This window comes from Clostridium sp. BNL1100 (assembly GCF_000244875.1).
GTDB lineage: Bacteria > Bacillota > Clostridia > Acetivibrionales > DSM-1351 > Ruminiclostridium.
The window spans coordinates 3474577-3492039 of sequence record NC_016791.1 but is presented as its reverse complement, the minus strand read 5'-3'; the positions used below and the strand labels follow the sequence as shown (position 1 = coordinate 3492039).

The 17463-nt window shown below is 31.5% G+C and carries 19 protein-coding genes; 13 read left to right on the top strand and 6 right to left on the bottom strand.

The annotated features are described in order from the left end of the window. Positions 1–28 precede the first annotated feature (28 nt). The 10 genes from CLO1100_RS14760 (at position 29) to CLO1100_RS14720 (ending at position 9962) form a co-directional block, all read left to right on the top strand. Positions 29–760, top strand: coding sequence for an ABC transporter ATP-binding protein (locus CLO1100_RS14760; RefSeq protein WP_014314564.1), 732 nt, complete (start codon positions 29–31; stop codon positions 758–760). Then, positions 735–2330: a hypothetical protein gene (locus CLO1100_RS14755; protein WP_014314563.1), complete on the top strand. Its 1596-nt coding sequence runs from the start codon at positions 735–737 to the stop codon at positions 2328–2330. The genes CLO1100_RS14760 and CLO1100_RS14755 overlap by 26 nt, the downstream gene beginning before the upstream one ends. Positions 2331–2369: 39 nt before the next feature. Then, positions 2370–3182, top strand: coding sequence for a hypothetical protein (locus CLO1100_RS14750; RefSeq protein WP_014314562.1), 813 nt, complete (start codon positions 2370–2372; stop codon positions 3180–3182). A gap of 2 nt (positions 3183–3184) precedes the next feature. Next, entirely contained in the window at positions 3185–3400 is a 216-nt protein-coding gene (locus tag CLO1100_RS14745) for a hypothetical protein (RefSeq protein ID WP_014314561.1), read from the top strand. Then, positions 3397–4713 (top strand): radical SAM protein, encoded by a 1317-nt coding sequence (locus CLO1100_RS14740; protein WP_014314560.1) that lies wholly within the window; start codon positions 3397–3399, stop codon positions 4711–4713. Before CLO1100_RS14745 ends, CLO1100_RS14740 begins: the two co-directional genes overlap by 4 nt. A 109-nt stretch (positions 4714–4822) precedes the next feature. Then, positions 4823–5872 carry a radical SAM protein gene (locus CLO1100_RS14735; protein WP_014314559.1) on the top strand — a complete coding sequence of 350 codons (1050 nt, stop codon included), beginning with the start codon at positions 4823–4825 and terminating at the stop codon, positions 5870–5872. Next, complete coding sequence (locus tag CLO1100_RS14730) at positions 5869–6672, top strand: PqqD family protein (protein ID WP_014314558.1); 804 nt, start codon at positions 5869–5871, stop codon at positions 6670–6672. Before CLO1100_RS14735 ends, CLO1100_RS14730 begins: the two co-directional genes overlap by 4 nt. Next, positions 6666–8033, top strand: coding sequence for a methyltransferase (locus tag CLO1100_RS14725; RefSeq protein ID WP_014314557.1), 1368 nt, complete (start codon positions 6666–6668; stop codon positions 8031–8033). The genes CLO1100_RS14730 and CLO1100_RS14725 overlap by 7 nt, the downstream gene beginning before the upstream one ends. A 59-nt stretch (positions 8034–8092) precedes the next feature. After that, positions 8093–8260: a hypothetical protein gene (locus tag CLO1100_RS20840; protein ID WP_014314556.1), complete on the top strand. Its 168-nt coding sequence runs from the start codon at positions 8093–8095 to the stop codon at positions 8258–8260. Positions 8261–8357: 97 nt separating this feature from the next. After that, positions 8358–9962 (top strand): ABC transporter ATP-binding protein, encoded by a 1605-nt coding sequence (locus tag CLO1100_RS14720; protein WP_014314555.1) that lies wholly within the window; start codon positions 8358–8360, stop codon positions 9960–9962. Between the two features lie 136 nt (positions 9963–10098). On the opposite strand, the gene CLO1100_RS14715 is transcribed toward CLO1100_RS14720, so the two are convergent. From CLO1100_RS14715 to CLO1100_RS14695, 6 genes are all read right to left on the bottom strand, one after another. Further along, the gene (locus CLO1100_RS14715) at positions 10099–10284 is read right to left on the bottom strand and encodes a hypothetical protein (protein WP_014314554.1); all 186 of its coding nucleotides are present in this window, start codon (positions 10282–10284) and stop codon (positions 10099–10101) included. A gap of 66 nt (positions 10285–10350) precedes the next feature. Continuing rightward, positions 10351–11076 carry a flavodoxin family protein gene (locus tag CLO1100_RS14710; RefSeq protein WP_014314553.1) on the bottom strand — a complete coding sequence of 242 codons (726 nt, stop codon included), beginning with the start codon at positions 11074–11076 and terminating at the stop codon, positions 10351–10353. Between the two features lie 23 nt (positions 11077–11099). Continuing rightward, the gene (locus tag CLO1100_RS14705) at positions 11100–13664 is read right to left on the bottom strand and encodes a type 2 lanthipeptide synthetase LanM family protein (protein WP_050814151.1); all 2565 of its coding nucleotides are present in this window, start codon (positions 13662–13664) and stop codon (positions 11100–11102) included. Further along, positions 13645–14157 (bottom strand): hypothetical protein, encoded by a 513-nt coding sequence (locus CLO1100_RS20050; RefSeq protein ID WP_050814150.1) that lies wholly within the window; start codon positions 14155–14157, stop codon positions 13645–13647. The genes CLO1100_RS14705 and CLO1100_RS20050 overlap by 20 nt, the downstream gene beginning before the upstream one ends. Then, a complete protein-coding gene (locus CLO1100_RS14700; RefSeq protein ID WP_014314552.1) occupies positions 14158–15141 on the bottom strand; it encodes a radical SAM protein in 984 nt (327 codons plus the stop codon). Between the two features lie 141 nt (positions 15142–15282). After that, a complete protein-coding gene (locus CLO1100_RS14695) occupies positions 15283–15465 on the bottom strand; it encodes a hypothetical protein (protein WP_014314551.1) in 183 nt (60 codons plus the stop codon). Between the two features lie 296 nt (positions 15466–15761). On the opposite strand from CLO1100_RS14695, the gene CLO1100_RS14690 reads away from it, so the two are divergent. The 3 genes from CLO1100_RS14690 (at position 15762) to CLO1100_RS14680 (ending at position 17462) form a co-directional block, all read left to right on the top strand. Then, positions 15762–16058: a metalloregulator ArsR/SmtB family transcription factor gene (locus tag CLO1100_RS14690; protein ID WP_014314550.1), complete on the top strand. Its 297-nt coding sequence runs from the start codon at positions 15762–15764 to the stop codon at positions 16056–16058. 61 nt (positions 16059–16119) lie between these two features. Next, complete coding sequence (locus tag CLO1100_RS14685) at positions 16120–17133, top strand: permease (RefSeq protein ID WP_014314549.1); 1014 nt, start codon at positions 16120–16122, stop codon at positions 17131–17133. A gap of 26 nt (positions 17134–17159) precedes the next feature. After that, the gene (locus CLO1100_RS14680; protein WP_014314548.1) at positions 17160–17462 is read left to right on the top strand and encodes a thioredoxin family protein; all 303 of its coding nucleotides are present in this window, start codon (positions 17160–17162) and stop codon (positions 17460–17462) included. Position 17463: the final 1 nt, after the last annotated feature.

The window sequence follows — 17463 nt, the reverse complement described above, 5'->3', positions numbered from 1 at the left end:
ACTTGATATAGAGGTATAGGAATCGCTTATGTTGGAAATAAAGAATTTATCAAAAAAATACTCGGATGGCAAACTTGCAGTTGATTGTTTGAATATGGTAGTTGAAGATGGGGACGTTTATGGCTTTATTGGAAAAAACGGAGCAGGAAAAACAACAACATTAAAATCTTGCTTCGGCATGATTCCATTTGATTCAGGTGAAATTTTACTAGATGGAGTATCAATATTAGAAGAACCTCTACGTTGTAAAAAAGCAATGGCATTTGTGCCAGATTCACCTTGCTTAGAAGAGTATATGACTGGAATTCAATATATAAATTTTGTGTGTGATATGTATGAGGTTTCTCAGAAAAAAAGAGTAGAAAAAATAAATTACTATGCATTAAAATTTTGCATGCAAGATCAATTAGGTAATTTGATTTCTTCTTATTCTCATGGAATGAAGCAAAAGCTGGCTTTAATTTCTGCCTTCGTTCATGAACCCAAATTGCTGGTTTTAGACGAACCGTTTGTAGGATTGGATCCACAGGCTTTTATCATACTAAAGCAGGAAATGAAAAGTTTATGTGAAAATGGTGCATCCGTATTATTTTCCAGTCATATCCTCGATGTTGTTGAAAAGGTCTGTAATAAGCTATGTATTATTAAACACGGAAAAGTTGTCTGTAGCGGAAACACAAAAGATGTTATAGGAAATAAGAATCTTGAAGAAGTCTTTGTTGAGGTGTGTGAATATGAAAATAATTATAATACTGATTAAAAATTATTTTTTACAGTTCACAAAATATAATGAATTGAAATACGGTAATAGTACCAACAGGAAAAGACTTCTTTTTCAATATTTTATAATAGGAATAGCTGTAACAGTACTTTTAGGATATTGGACTTACACTATACGTTCAATACTTGGAGAATTTAATAAAGCTGATTACGTTCTAGGATATGTATTAATTCCATTAATGTTATTTGTCTCTGTAATGACTTTTTTATCATCTGCCTTGAAGGGGACAGGCATATTATATTTAGAAGATAATTTAGAAACATATTTTTCAATGCCAATAAAAACGTATAAAATTGTAATTTCTAAATTGATTGTTATTTATTTATATATTGAGGTTATAAGTTTAATACTTCTCCTTCCTCCTAGTATTTACTATTGCATGGTAAAAGAAGGTTCAATGGCTTTATATTTTCTAGAGTTTCTAAGTATATTAATTTTACCGGTTCTTCCGATTAATATAGGTGTTTTATTTGGTCTTTTATTACAAAAGGCAGGAAAGAGAGCACGTATAGCCAAAAATAAGTATAGTCCAATATTAAGAATAGTATTTTTGTTTTTATGCATTTGTATGATAATATTGGTGAGTATTAAATCAGAATTTGCAGGCCAGATAGTTAAACAGATACAAAGTGAACTATTTAAAGTTTCATACAATATAATAGTAAACACGTCCAGTAAAAATATTCTCATGTTTAATTTATTTATTTCCCTATTAGGATTATTATCTTTTTATGTAATAAATATATCATATAAAAAGCAATACTATCTGTTAAGGAAAAATATTAACTCATCTATTGCATGGAATATAAATAATTTGAAAAAGCAAAATTATTTACATGCTTTAGTCAAACGAGAAAGAAGAAGATATTTTTCAATCCCTGTTTACGTAATAAACACGATGCTAGGTATTGTAGCAGTTGCTGTATATGTTATTGCAGCAATAGTGTCTAGAAATAACATTTTAAATATATTCCAACAAATAGGACAGTATTATAAACTAGGCAATTCTGTTGGAGTATTAAATGTCTCTGTTATAACTATACTTATTGCGTTAACTAATGTATGTTATTCATCTATATCTATAGAAGGGAAAAACCATCAAATAGTTAAATCATACCCAATAAGAGGATTTGATTTCTTTGGTGCGAAGATTTTGTTTCATTTGTCCTTAACCGTTCCAACAATTTTAATTGCTAATACTGTTTTGGTAATTGTATTAAAAATTAGTACTAAAGAGGTTTTACTTGGTTTTTTGTTACCCATTTTATTCACATATTTTTTAGCACTATTAGGATCTACGGTGAACATTTTCTTTCCGGACTTTCAATGGAAAAATGTTACATATATTGTGAAACAGAGTTTTTCTGCAATATTGAGTGTTTTTGCAGGAATAGGCTTTGTAAGTTGTAGTATTTTTATATTATTCAAATATTTTAGCAGTAATCTGTTAGATTCATTTTTTGTATTAACATTAGTTATGTTTTTAGTAGATATTATTTTTTCAATTTGTTTCTTTAAAAATTCAGATAAGTTTTTTAAAAGAATATAAAATTAATAAATATCCAAAAAGGTTTGATGAGGTGTAAAAGTGGATAGAAATTTAAATCGACCAATAATAATTCATTGGTGCATGAATGGCAATGATACATCTGGACAAGTAGATAAGGAAAGTGTTGCTAGAAAAATTATAGAGGCACAACCAATTAAAGTTCGATTCATTAATCCTAGATCACCTGATGATTGGATGATAATTAAATCCATAGAGCAGGATAACTCATTTGAAATACAAATAGAATATGAATTCTCAAATTATAATGTTGAGGATTATCTTGATATAAATTCAGAGAAAAAGTTTGTTTTATTTGCAAAGTTTAGTGGAAGACTTGATAAAGATGGGACAAGCCATAGGCTTATCAAGATGATAAAAAACTATGATAAGTTTAAAGTTATCTTTTATATATCCAGCCATAATATTTCAGACAGTGTAAATTTTATAAATAAGGTATATTCTGAAACTCAACAGGGAGAGTTTGTAATTAAACCCGATAAAAGTATAAAGAACCAACTAATAAATGTAGATATTCTTCATAAAGCAATAGTAGAAATATCTAATATTTACATGTCGTTTCCAGAGATTAATTTGTCAGTATATGATGAAGAGAAGATTATACGGGACATTGTTGAGTTACCTTATTACATGTACGGAAATATGTATATTACTGAAAATGGAGACATCAGTATGTATAGTTTTTTACCTGCATATAATTATGGCGTTTCAGATAAGCTTATTTCATTAACGGAGGCATGGAATAAATTATGTACTGAACATGGGAAAGGCGATTTAAGTAAAATTTTAGAGGTGCCTAGATATTGGTTTAAAACTCTAACTAAGGAGATGTAAAAATGAAATTGCATTTTACAGATATATTTGAAGTATTGAACCAAAAAGATGAATTCTATTTAATTAATAAAAAATTGGATACTATTATAAAAATAAATGAGCCGCTGTATACAGTTCTGAAGGATTTGGAGCAGGGTAAAGAGCTTAAAGACAACACTCTAAAAATAGATATACTGAATATTCTAATTTCTAATAGAGTATTGGAGGTGGTCAATTGAAAGTTCTGTTAGTCAATACTGATTTTAGGTATAATTCAGATGTTAAAGTTAAAGTGCAGCCATTGACTATGTATACCATAGCTGGAATAATTAGTCCGTTTGTAGAAGAAGTTAAAGTTATTGAACCAATGAAATATAGGTTACAAAATTCAAAGGATGAATTTTTATCAGTATTAATTTCAGAAGCACAGAATGTGGATTTAATAGCTTTTACAGTAAATTCGTTTTCTTGGGCTGAAATATCCAAAGTTTCTAAAGAAATTAAACAAAATGCAAAGGATATAAAAATTGTAGTTGGCGGAATACATGTATCTTATTTCTATAAAGAAATCCTTATTAAAAACCCTCAGATAGATTTTGCTTTAGTTGGAGAAGCTGAGAAATCATTTCCAAAACTTATTCAATATTTAAAAGGAGAGATTGAAATTGAACAAGTACCGAATTTGAAATACCAAAAACACGGTCAGGTTATTTCAAATAAAGCCGCAACTCTTGTTGACTTTAAAAAAGAAAAGATTCCTATGCCAAGGTATGATCTTTTAGAAAATAAATTCTTTGACAGATTAACATTTGAGGCCTCTCGGGGCTGTGAAGGAAATTGCTCATTTTGTTCAGTTCTTCATAAGCGTTGCTGGAGATGCTATGACGAAAGAGATGTCCTTAATAGACTTGATATTTTTAAGAAATATTTAGATGAACGGTGTAAAAGCAAAGACTTTATTTTCACCGATGATTGTTTTACTACGGATCAGTCTTGGGCAGGAAAAGTATTGAAAGGCATGATGGAACTTGGGTTTCAAAGCTATAATATACTGATTGAGGCTAGGGCAAAAAACCTGTGGGATGAGAGCTTACTGGAAGTTATTAGCGGCTATGATAATTTACATATCCAAATCGGTATCGAAAGCGGTTATGATGAAGGTCTTTCTATGATTAACAAAGAAATAAGGGTTTCCGATATTTTAAAAACAGTATCGTTGCTAGATAAATACGGGATTTGTAAAAACGTATTTACATCATTTATTATTGGGTTTCCGTGGGAAACGAAAAAAGAGTGCATGGAAACAATTAAGTTTGCGGCTTTTTTAAACGATCAATACGGCATCGAAGTAAATGTTGCATGGTGGATGCCATTACCGTCTAATTTATTCTTTAAATATACAGGAAATACGGATATTTTTAATAATGAACTTTTTTCAACTGACTCTGAACTGTTCTATTGCACACACCCTAAAATTAGTGTTGATGATGTATCCAGCATAGGTATATGTGATTTTTTGTATAAAAATTTAGGAATTAACTGGAGATTATGAATAGAGAGCAGTTATCTGTAGATACGAAAATACTGAAAATGGCAACACCTTATCAAAATAAAGTATTGTAAGTAATGAATAAATTTAGATTATTTAAGGGGGGATTTGATTGAAAGCAATAGGAAACATCTCTATGGTAGGACAACAACATATATGTAATTATGATAAAAGATCCATACAAAAAGAATATGGTAACTTAAAAGGACCATTGAATGTCATGTGGGATATGACAAACAGATGTAATCTGAATTGTATGCACTGTTACAATAGTAGCGGTATTGAGGCGCAGTACAGGGATTTGACCGATGAAGAAATGATGGTTATAGGCAGGCACATCGTAGAGGCAGGCATACCTGTTGTATGCTTTTGCGGAGGAGAGCCATTATTAAGGTATCCATTGATTGTTAATTTGGCAAAGCTGCTTTCTGAAAACGGTATAGTTGTAAATATGGTTACAAATGGGTTGCTGCTAACGGATGATAGGCTTAAAGAACTTAAAAATAGCGGTATTAATGGTATTCAGATTAGCTTGGACTCATATTCTCCAGAAATCCACGACAAATTTAGAGGAAAACCAGGAGCTTATCAAAAAGCATTAGAGGCTATTCAAAAGATTCTATTGTTCGGTATAGTTCCTGATGTAACATTTATTCCCACTAAGATGAATTATAAAGGTGTCGGAGAGGTAATTGACATTTTGTATAGTATGGGAATAAAGAAATTAAATTCAATGCCTTTTATTCCTATTGGGAGAGGCTATGCCAATAAGGAAGAATTAAAAATGAACAGCCAGGAGCAATGGGAATTTGATTGGATAATACATAAGAAGAACAAAGAGTATTCAGACTTTGAATTTAATAATGGTGATCCTCTGGAGCATATTTATTTGTTTTCACAAAACGTACACGCAAAAACAATTACATATGAAATCAGGTGTAACGGAGATATAGTTGTTAGCCCATATTTGCCATATATTTACGGTAATGCAGTGAACTCTTCACTCAACGAGCTATGGGATGCGGGGTTAAAAGATATCTGGAGAACTCCTGAGGTAAAAAGTGCAGCAGAAAAAATAATTTCACTCTATGAAATAGAAACTCAGGAGAAGAGGCCATGGAATCATGAAGACTACCAGTTATACGGAGGTAACATGAAATGATTTATACAAAAGTTGAAAAAAGCTATATAGGACTTCTTAGGGAAGAAGAAAACGGTGACAGGCTATTCTATCCTATGTCCTATTCAAAACCTCATTTTATGAACAAGTCAGTATATGAAATATGGAATCTTATCGATAATAGGACTGAAGAGGAAATAGTGCAAATACTGAAAAAAAAATATCCAAGAGTAGAAGAAGAACGGTTAAGGAGGGATGTGCAACAAACAATATCATATTTTATTAACTTAGAGATGGTAAAGGAGGTCAACGAGTATATGGAAGAAAAAATGTGCGATATCTCTATGTTTGAGGAAAAGGACTTTAAATATGCTTCACAATTTATAATGGACCATAAGAATACGAGTTCTGATAGAACGTTTTTATTTGTATCGGACCAACTTGAGGGAGAAGCATTTGAGAATTATTATAAGGCAATAAATATGCGCACAAATCATTTCCATCAGGTAGAAGTTTTTTTAAATGTTGTTGATAGGATAACAAAAGAAAATGTAGGGGTAATTGGAATTTATGTATGCCCGAATAATTTTGTCGTGTACGTAACAACAATTATACTTAATGACAAGGCGTATCTTAAAAGTGTAATGAATGAATTTGAGATGTTGTTGCAGCAGAAGACCGTTAAAAGGATAAAAGTAAAATTTGCTAATGACAGCATTTTGGATAAACAATTATTATGCGATATTGGCTTTAAGAAAGAAAGTGCTATTTTATTAGAAACAATTACGGGTGGAGACTTTTTAATATATGGAAAGTCACTTGAAGGGGAGAGAGTATGTTAAGAGCGGATGTTAATAGTGATAAAGCAGTTCAATTTGGTAAATGGATGAATGAAAGTAACTACGGGTTTATTTACAAATCAATGGCAGGTATTTTTAATACTGTTGAACCATGGGTAGACGAGAATCAGATTAATGTAATGTTGAGCGATGTAACAAGCGATGACAGATGTATTGTGGAATTTTTTCTTTTGGGATATGCAAAAGAAAAAGATGATATGTTAAGAATTTTAGGACGGGATAATTATGAGTTCCTATTGGATACAGGTTTTGCATGTGAAAAGGAAAAAGTTATAGAACCTGAGGGGTTTGCAATATTGCCTATAGGTGAATTATTTCTGATAGTTAGTTTGCCAAGCTGCTATAAGAATGCAAAACAACGAATTTCGGATATTTATATTGGATCGGATTCAACTAAATTGATGAAATACATAAAGAAAGGGAAATATGACGCCGTTCTTGACTTGTGCGCCGGCTCAGGGGTTCAGGGACTTAACACTGCTAACTATGCAAATAAAATTGTAGAAGTTGAACTGAATGAAACGGCATATAATGCTGCACTTTTAAACGGAAAAATTAATGGCATAAGTCAAGATAAGTATGAAGTAAGAAAAGGTGATCTGTACCAGGTAATTTCAGAAAAATTTGATTGTATTATTAGTAATCCACCGTTTGTTCCCGTTCCTAAGGACATAACTTTTCCTTTATGCGGAGACGGTGGAGAAGATGGACTTGATATTGTAAGGACTATTGTAGGAGGATTCGAGAAATTTTTAAAGCCTTCCGGAAAGGCTTATATGGTACTTGAATGTATAGGAGATGAAAAAGGTCCCTACGTCGTTGACTGTATGACCCAAGTTTTAAAGAAAGGGACAATTAATGTTTCCTTGATAAACAGACAACAAATTGAGTTCCAAGCTGATGCTTCAGCTAAAATTGCTATTTCAATATATGATGATCCACAGAACTATGAAATGTACTATAATGCTTGGATGGACATGTTTAAGAGAACAAAAGCAACATATATATATCCGGTAGTAGTCGAATACGTAAATAATGGTAAGGAATTGGAAATAAACTATTTAAGAAATTATACTAAGTGGTCTTTAGATTCCCAATTTGGAATTTCAGATAATATAGAAATTGCTGAACATACAAAACAATATTATGCTGCGCTCAAAGATGGTAAAACAAAAGCTGTTTTTGATGAAGAAGTAAAAGATTTACTTCAAAAATGTAGCAATAAAAGTATAAGAACGGCGATTCCGGATTCAATGGATGCAGGATCTTATATTAATAAAATTAAAAACACTTTAAAAATTGTCAATAGCTTAAATAGCCAAGGTGTCATAGTAAGAAAATAATATCGATATATTGTTAATTAGTACAATATATAAAATACTAATGAGAGGAGGATATACATATGGAATTAATAAACGATTATATTAGTCCTGAAATCGTAGTTGATGATGGCAAGGTTGAGCCACAAGCACTGGTTCTTGTAAATGTTAATGTGCTTGTTAATGCCAATGCCAATGTAAATGCAAATGCAAACGCAAATGCAAATGCTAACGTTAATGCAAATGTTTAGTATTAAGTAAGGAAGTAAGCAAGAAGGGGAGTTGTGGAGATACTATCATAGTCATCTGCACAACTCTTCAAAATTAACAGGGTAAAAAGGATGCAAAGTGAAGCGTATATTTTTTGAAATTCTAAATGGAAATAAGAAAAAGTTTATTTTACTTACACTAATTAATATAGTTGCAACTATAATTAGTGTTTTATTGCCATACTTGAATGGCAAGTTCATTGATGTATTATCTGCCAGAGTTGGGTACAATGTTATACTTCAAATGTGTTTATTCATATTGGTAATAGGACTTGTAAACGTACTTTTATTCTATGTCAAACAGATTTTAGATGTTAATGTAAGATTAAAATCATCTTATTCAATTAAAATTGAAGTTGTTGAACACATTAGAAAAATTCCTATCTTAATATATAAAAAGTTTAATCCTTCTTATTTAAACCATAGAACTGAGCAGGATATAAACGATATTGTAACTTTTATTATTTCTAATTATGCAACAGTCGTAATTAATTTTATTCAGGTTATAGTATTACTATTTATTATTTTGAATATTAGTAAAGGTATAACCTTATTAATGATTGTTTTTTTACCAATTTACTTTATTGCTTATCTAACTGTTAGAAAACCATTGTATACTAAGAGTTATGAAGCAAAAGAAGCACAGAATTCCTATTTTAATATATTAAATGATCAGTTTACATTTATGGAAGACATAAAAATAAGTGCTAATTATGAATATAATAATAGATATATATTTTCGAATTTTGGTGATTATTTAAAAAAATATATAAACTACACAAAAGTAAGCGGTAAATTTACATCTTTAGATGGTATTATTTCCATTGTATTTCAGGTGACAACTTTTTTATGTGGTGGTTGGGAAACCTTAAATGGGAAGATGTCCGTTGGAGAGTTAACAATTATTTGCACATATTTTTCTATGACCCTTCAAGTAGTTAAATATTATTTTGAATTGGGTAAGTCTTATCAAAATGTTAAAACTTCTGTTAATAGGTTAAATGAAATATTTGATATAGAAGTTGAACATGACGGAAATTTAATTATAGATAAAATAGACAGTATAACTGGTGATTTAACTTACAAATATGAAGGTAATAAAAACTTAATTGATAAAATAAAAATAGACTTAAAAAGAGGTCAGGTGTGCAGTGTTGTGGGTAAAAATGGGAGCGGAAAATCTACCATTTCCAAGCTTCTAATTGGTATCTTGAATACTGACGATGTATTTTACAATTTCCAAAATATAAATATGATTAATATGAAAAATTTAAGAAATGAACGTATACTTTATATTTCTCAGTCACTTAACTATCCAAATAGAACTATTTGTGAAATGTATAAGGAATTTAATGAAGAGATAAATTTGTGTAATATTATAGAAAAAATAAAAGAAATGAATTTGAATGATGAAGCGGATATAATTAATTTATATGAGAATAATTGGAATAAGAACGTAAATCAATTATCCGGGGGAGAGAAACAAATTATTTCTGTCTTAAAATGTATTGCTAGAGATGCAGAATTTATAATATTTGATGAACCAACATCAAATTTAGATGGAAATCGAGCAGGCATATTTCTGAATATTATAAGATATCTTCAAGAAAAAGATAAATTGTTGCTAATTATAACACATGATTTGCTGGTAGCTGACATTAGCGATTCAGTTGTAAATTTATAATTAAGTCTCCTGACGATGTTAAAAATCAGGTTTTTTCAATTTTAGTGTTTAACCACACCGTGTTCAGGTTAATAAAAGACTGTGTATTTTTTCAAAAAGGGGAACATATATTTCCCCTTTTTGAATTGCCTAAAAGTTATTTTGCACCGGCAGTAATAGTAACTGGTACCGTTACACATATAGTAACAATAGAAGGTAAGCATGTACCTGTAAGTGAGTAAATAGTTACAATTGAATTTGCACTGGAAGAAGCATTCTGTGATGCTGCCATTTCCTTCTCACCTAAATCTTCAAATGCGAAACCTATAGTTGAGTGTGACATATGTAGTCCTCCTTTCTGAAGTTTTTATTTTAAATTTGATCGAATTGTACTGTGTACTGACCAAATTTAAATAACTGAATCTTTAATTAAATTTGCTTTAAGGAAATCTTCAAATTTCGGATAATCAAAGAGATTATGTTCCTTCCAATAGTTTGATTCATATGTATCAGTATTTTGGAGATAAGATTTTTTTAATGTTGCGAATAACTGTTGTTGAAATATTGAAACTTTGCAGGTTTCAGGATTTTTATACGATTCATATAAAGAGGAATATATTTTATCAAATTGGCAAGACAATTCTTCCTCTGATATTAAGAGGCTTACATTTATTTCTCCTACCACTAAACATCCGAAAGCCCACATAGCCTTCTTCAAATAGCTGATTACATATTCATTACCGGAGGTTGCAGTAGATGAACATACGATGGCTCGCTTTCCGATTAAATCAAATGTATGTGCCCAATGAGATATCCTGTCTAAAAAGGTTTTTGTGGAGCCGGAAACATGATGTAAATAAACCGGGGAAGAGACTATAATTAAATCTGCATCAAGTAATTTCTGCTTTATTTGTAGAATATCATCGTTAAGCTTCAGTGGGCATGTCCCCGAGTCAAAACAGCTGCAACATCCCAAGCATGGCTTTATGTCTGCATTATCTGCTGTTACGATATCGATTTCTGCATTACTCCATGCCGCTTTATTTAAAAATTTAAGTATTGCTTGATATTCTGTTGAATTTTTACCTTTCATACTACCGATAAATACAAAGACCTTGATATTTTGATTATTCATAAATTTCTCCTTAGAGTAAATTATTATAGCAGCAATGCACTTGGTACTAAATCGGGGCTGATTGATCTTAGTAAAATAAATCCTACTCCTGATAGTCCTGTGTACATGCCAAAGTCCCTGAAACCGGGTAATTCATTAAGCAGTACATGTTGATTTTTCTTATAAAAATTAACAATTTTACTAACTTTTCTATGTAGTACCTCTGATATATACTTGTTGTCCGGGTATTGCTCAGACATTGAGATAAGAAAATCAATATCTCCCCCTAATCCATGGCAAAGACACATATTGGCAGGGTCAGATTCAGTAATTACACGGAATGATTTATCTATGTAAGTTTCAAACCTTTCATCCTTCATATACTTTTTGCAGGCTAATGCACCGATGCCGAGTCCTCCAAACCCATGACACCAGGAGTGTTTATTTGATAATTCATCTGAAGTAAATTGAATAAGTTCACTATCAATCTTATCAAGCAAGTAATAAATTTCTTTTTTTAAATCTTTTTTCAGAAATTGTTCCGCAATAAGAAGAGCATACACTACTCCGATTTTCCCATGGCCAAAACCTATAGAGTTTTCTGTATTGACCTGATTATTACTGATTTGGTGGCACAAATCGGATACATACTGCTGGGTAAGTGACAATGAAGAATTTTGTTCAATACCTTTTTGATATATATCATAAAAAAGTTTTATAAATCCGGCAGTCCCTCCCAACCAATCATTAAGCTTGGCTGTAGATGGTGTTTTGAGTTTTGTAAGCATATCAACTAAAGCTAAATCACTCTTTTTTAGCTTATTTAGTTTTGCTTTTACCCAAATAGCAGAGGATTGGCCCATATAAACAGATGGCTCGATGTCCTCACCAATAAAGTCAATACAATCAAATAATTGGCAGGTAAAGTCTTTGATTTCATTTTCAGGGGAAATCAAAGATAAATAGTGTAAAAAATATAATACTCCTGCTCTTCCGGAATAAAGACTATTAGTCATAAAGCCTACGGAAGGATGTTTTTGCGTGACATCCACATGCCGCCAGGATATATTTTTTTTGCTCTCACTAAAATAGGCATTTGAAAGTATTTTCTTTCCTATGGAAAGGCATACATTTAATATATCGTCTTTGGTACAGAATTGATTTTCAACTGTTAAAGAGCCTGACATTTGGCTCATCCTTGTATTTATTAATTCAAGATAATCTCCCAGTAATATTTTCAGTTTGTTTTTTTCCAAGTCTATAAGCTCGATTGATAAATGGTTTACATTATCAAGAACACTGCTCAAGGCACTTTTCTTGTAATAATTGCTGAGTTTATCTCCGGTACTTGTAATTAAGCAATTTTCAGAAGTATTAGTATAAAAAATAGGGATTTCCATGTAATGCATGTCCGCTATTTCGTAAAATGCGATTTTTTTATTCCTATGGGGGTATGCATAATTATTATCAAGTAAACGCTCAAGGTATATCATATTTCTTGAATAATTAGGGTGGTCCATATAGGATAGCAGGTCATTATAAACTGCAGTTGGCTTTAGAACCTGACGTACTTCAATATTTGTAAACAACTGCTGAATTATTTGGTATATTTTTGTTCTATTAATGTAAATATATTTCAAAATGTCCTCAAATCCTGTATATATATCATGTTTGAAAGATTGAAAGGACTGAATTTCTCCATTTAATACCGGCTTGTTTTTATCCTGCTTTTTACTTATATTTATATACTCATAGCGCATGTTATCCGTATACAAGTCCATAATAGCAAGCATTTTTACAGGTAGGGGTACAGAATCTCCTCCTGCCAAACCGCTAACATCAACACCCTTTTTATCTACATTATTGGTGAAGGCATTTGTTGGGAGCAGAGCAGTAGCGGCTAGGTTTAAGCGGTCATTATCTTTGTTTTTAAGTACAAATTCTGTTTCTTCTTCATCTGAAAAACTCAATTGGGTAAATAATGTTTCAAAGTCAACAATAACAGGATATTTATTAAAAGCTATTACGTTTTCACTATGAAAATCAGTACCCTGAAGAAGGCTTGTTAATGCAAGCATTTCACCAAACCTGTAGTAGAATTCCTTTACCTCGTCAAGCGTATAGCAGGGTTCGGTCTCTATATAACTTTCAACAGTAAAATCCTTTGCATAATACACTTTGTTAATGTATAAATCCATTAAATTGCTGTTTTCATTAATATACTGGACAAATTTGTTGAAGGCTCTTTCAATATCAGAGTTGCGTGGTTTATAAATAAAAACCTGTCCATTATCAAGAACCAGCTTTGCAACAGATTTACCCCTTTTATGGGTATCACCCTGTGAACCGTGGATTTCTGTAATATGAGCACTTTTCAGTTTTAGAGTATTGCTGATACTTTGAAAATTTAAATCTATATTATCTAACATTCGCTCTGTTTCCAGAGTCAGATCAAGCATTTTCTGTACTATTAATCTTGCCAGTACAGGATACTTACAATAAAATTCTTCTATTTGGTCAGGGGTCTTGTAATTTTTATTAAGAAAGTCAAGATATCTGGAGTTTCCATCCTCACCATTTAATGAGTTTTTATTTTTGTATTCTCCCATTTCTATGATTAAGCATTTCCATGTAATCTTGTTTAATTGAATTGCAATACTCTGGACTAAAAGTAATTAATACACCCGCATCAATCTGCAAGTTTTTAAAAGTTTTACCAGATATAGTTTTTTCTATGTATCTTATAAATGGAAGTATCAATTGTTCGTTGACGACGTTTTCGGATTTATATGAATTGCCGAAGTCCAGCATAATTTCCTGATATTTTTTATACCATTTGCTTTCCTTAAGATAATCGTATAGAATGTCGGATTCAAAACTATTGAAATCTTTAATGGAGAAAGCAAACTGGTCATAAGTTATACCCATATAATCAAGTTTTTTATCCAATGAGTCCTTTCCTACCAGACTTTTTACATTGAACCACTTTTCTTCGATTATTATCGGGTCCTCAGAAACATCCATGTTTGCATTTAAAAATGCTTCAACTCTTTCCTTAGTTGTTAGTGCATATATGTATTGATACTGGTTGTATGTGTCCATTTAACCTCCCATGACAGCGTCTTTTTCCAACTCTCTTTGTATGATGTTATACATTTCTATATCTAAAAACGGCTCATAATATTTTAAATATTCAGGGTCATGAAATAAGGTATGGCAAACATCGCAAATGCCTACATATCCTCCGTTTTTAAGTTTAATTGGCAGATTATTTTCATGTATTTTATCAACGAACCACTTAACTCCATGGTTTTCAAGTGTTCTACAATACATATTTCCGTTAAAATTCTTTATTATTTCAGTTAAAGGCAACTCCTTTGCGGAACCTAAATATAATGCAGGAGTGAAGCCGCCCTGGTAACAGCAAGGGTAAGTACTTCCGTCCGGCATAACAACCAAGTGGGATAAGCCGGAACACTTTTTGTCTATTGAATTTTCAAATATGAATAAATCTTCCGGTTTAATGCGGGTTTCTGCATTACCAACAGGTAAACATGGAGATGAGGCTATATAATAACCCATAATATCATCTCCTAAATATTCAAGTATATCGTGTAACTTTTTACTTGTTTTTGTACAAACACAACCCAATAAAATAGACAGATTAGAAAACTCCTTTGCGACTTTAAGAACATTTTTTATATTTTGAAAGGGTATATATTTAGAATGAAATTCATCAATACTTAAATTTAACGTAAGAGAGCCAATATCAGTTAGCTGCTTAAGAAATAATCTGGTATTATCGATTGTAGCTGCCCAAAAACTATTGGTAGAACATGAAAAGCCTAAATTTAAAGATTTGCATCTTTTCAAAATTTCTATAAGATCATTATAATATAGAAAAGGCTCACCGCCTGAAATTCCCACAGCAGTAAATTGTTGGATTTGGGAAGCTTGATCAATATAATTGAGTGCATCTTCCAACGGCATTTTATCCTCAACGTGAGGTGAGCAGGAAAAACAACAGATGTCACAATCAGCTGTACATTTTTTGGTAATAATCAAACTTAAAGATTTTTGTAGCATGGAAAACATCCTACTTTCATTAAATATTTTTTGTTACAAAAAAATAGAAAATTTATAAGATAACAGAATAAACTCCTAGGTTTATTCTATTGGGATTATAAAAAAATGGCAGATATTTAAAGCATCTTTTAAAAATTTATTCTAAACTACTACTACACATACTACAGGACTAATGGGAGGGTATTGTGGTTCAATAACTACCGACGAATCCACCATTGCCACTATAGTGCCTGACGTTGTACCAACTTCTTTTTTCTGAGAAAGGCCGTAGCCATTTCTTAATAATTCTTTAACTTCATTTTTTGATAATTGAATATCTTTCATACAGTTTAACCTCCTACGCTTTTAAAAATAGACGATAAATACATTTAAAATTTGGTTTTATTAACATATCTGCCAAGAATAACTATATAACATTTTACTACAAAAATATGTAAAAAACAAGTTAACATGGTATAAATTGTAAAATAAGTACTGGGTATTATTTACATTAATATAAAGATATTATAGTATTAATTTAGATATACAAAGGGAAAAGGTGAGCGGTTTATACATTGACAAATTTCGATTTGATTCATATAATATTTTCATATCGAATATTTTAGATATGAGGTGATAAAGTGTCAATCAGTGAACACGAAGAAAATGCAAGAGTATTTAAGGCCTTTTGTGATGAAAATCGCCTTATGATTCTGGAATTGCTCCAGACAGGTGAAAAATGCGCTTGCAAACTGCTGGAGGATTTAAAAATTGGTCAGTCCACTTTGTCTCATCATATGAAAATATTATGTGATTCGGGTGTTGTAAATGCAAGAAAAGAAGGAAAATGGACTCACTATTCTATAAGCGAAGATGGCAGTGCCTATGCTAGAGAACTGCTTGGTAAAATTACAGAAATATATACGGCCATCGGGTGATGGCTTTATTAAAAATTGATATATCGATAAAAATAGATATATTAATGAAAAGGAGATATGTATGGAGGTTTTCAAAGGAATAGGCCTGTTTTTGCAGAATCAGGTGCTTGGAATGAAATGGCTTAACATACTTACACAAAATTTACTTTCATTCTTTGGCCTTGATATGTCAGGAAGGCTTGGAGGTAGTATTCAGTTTTTTATATACGATGTAATAAAAATTACAATATTACTATGTCTTCTTATTTTTATAATTACCTATATTCAAAGCTATTTTCCGCCGGAACGGAGTAAGAAAATATTGACACGTTTTCGTGGAATCGGGGCAAATACTATAGCGGCACTTTTAGGAACTGTTACGCCTTTTTGCTCCTGTTCGTCCATTCCGCTTTTTATTGGGTTTACCAGTGCAGGATTGCCGCTAGGATTAACTTTCTCATTTCTAATCTCTTCTCCTATGGTAGACCTTGGTTCATTAGTAATCTTAATGAGCATTTTTGGTGCAAAGGTAGCTGTTGTTTATGTTATAGTTGGTCTTATAATTGCAGTTGCAGGCGGTACAATTATTGGGAAAATGAATATGGATAAGTATGTAGAGGATATTATACTAAATGCCTCAGGCATGGATATTGAGTCACCGAATTTAACAAAAAAAGAACGTATTACATATGCAAAAGACCAAGTAGCAGCAACCTTTAAAAAAGTATTTCCATATATATTAATAGGCGTAGGAATCGGTGCAGTAATTCATAACTGGATTCCTGAAAGCTGGATTGAAACCATTCTGGGTAGTAATAATCCGTTTGGTGTAGTACTTGCTACGTTAATTGGGGTTCCTATGTATGCAGACATTTTTGGTACTATACCCGTTGCAGAAGCGTTACTGTATAAAGGAGCAAATTTAGGAACTGTTCTGTCATTCATGATGGCGGTAACAACACTCAGTTTACCATCTGTCATTATGCTTCGTAAGGCTTTAAAACCAAGGCTTTTGGCATTATTTGTTGCAATTTGTACGATAGGTATTATTATTGTTGGATATCTGTTTAATGCATTTCAATATTTATTATTATAAAATAAACTTATCAGGAGGATTTTATTATGCCATTTTTTAAAAAGAAGAAGGAAGATTTAAGTGAAACAGGCATTAAAGGTGATGCATATGTAAAGGTGCTTGGTTCGGGATGTGCAAAATGCAATCAGCTGGAAGCTGCTACAAAAGAAGCATTGTCAAAGCTGGGAATGGACACTTCTATTGAGCACGTTAAGGATTTTGCACAGATTGCTGCATATGGTGTAATGACAACACCTGCCTTGGTTGTAGACGGCAAAGTTGTTTCATACGGTAAAGTCTTGAAAACTGAAGAAGTAATTAGTATATTAGAGAAAGTAAGGAAGCAGTAAA

Excerpts from the sequence above, each read along its gene's own strand:
- CLO1100_RS14700 (WP_014314552.1), bottom strand. The coding sequence starts at position 15,141 with ATGCTACAAAAATCTTTAAGTTTGATTATTACCAAAAAATGTACAGCT.
- CLO1100_RS14755 (WP_014314563.1), top strand. The coding sequence starts at position 735 with ATGAAAATAATTATAATACTGATTAAAAATTATTTTTTACAGTTCACA.
- CLO1100_RS14705 (WP_050814151.1), bottom strand. The coding sequence starts at position 13,664 with ATGGGAGAATACAAAAATAAAAACTCATTAAATGGTGAGGATGGAAAC.
- CLO1100_RS20840 (WP_014314556.1), top strand. The coding sequence starts at position 8,093 with ATGGAATTAATAAACGATTATATTAGTCCTGAAATCGTAGTTGATGAT.
- CLO1100_RS14715 (WP_014314554.1), bottom strand. The coding sequence starts at position 10,284 with ATGTCACACTCAACTATAGGTTTCGCATTTGAAGATTTAGGTGAGAAG.
- CLO1100_RS14730 (WP_014314558.1), top strand. The coding sequence starts at position 5,869 with ATGATTTATACAAAAGTTGAAAAAAGCTATATAGGACTTCTTAGGGAA.
- CLO1100_RS14695 (WP_014314551.1), bottom strand. The coding sequence starts at position 15,465 with ATGAAAGATATTCAATTATCAAAAAATGAAGTTAAAGAATTATTAAGA.
- CLO1100_RS14745 (WP_014314561.1), top strand. The coding sequence starts at position 3,185 with ATGAAATTGCATTTTACAGATATATTTGAAGTATTGAACCAAAAAGAT.
- CLO1100_RS14725 (WP_014314557.1), top strand. The coding sequence starts at position 6,666 with ATGTTAAGAGCGGATGTTAATAGTGATAAAGCAGTTCAATTTGGTAAA.
- CLO1100_RS14710 (WP_014314553.1), bottom strand. The coding sequence starts at position 11,076 with ATGAATAATCAAAATATCAAGGTCTTTGTATTTATCGGTAGTATGAAA.
- CLO1100_RS14685 (WP_014314549.1), top strand. The coding sequence starts at position 16,120 with ATGGAGGTTTTCAAAGGAATAGGCCTGTTTTTGCAGAATCAGGTGCTT.
- CLO1100_RS14760 (WP_014314564.1), top strand. The coding sequence starts at position 29 with ATGTTGGAAATAAAGAATTTATCAAAAAAATACTCGGATGGCAAACTT.
- CLO1100_RS20050 (WP_050814150.1), bottom strand. The coding sequence starts at position 14,157 with ATGGACACATACAACCAGTATCAATACATATATGCACTAACAACTAAG.
- CLO1100_RS14680 (WP_014314548.1), top strand. The coding sequence starts at position 17,160 with ATGCCATTTTTTAAAAAGAAGAAGGAAGATTTAAGTGAAACAGGCATT.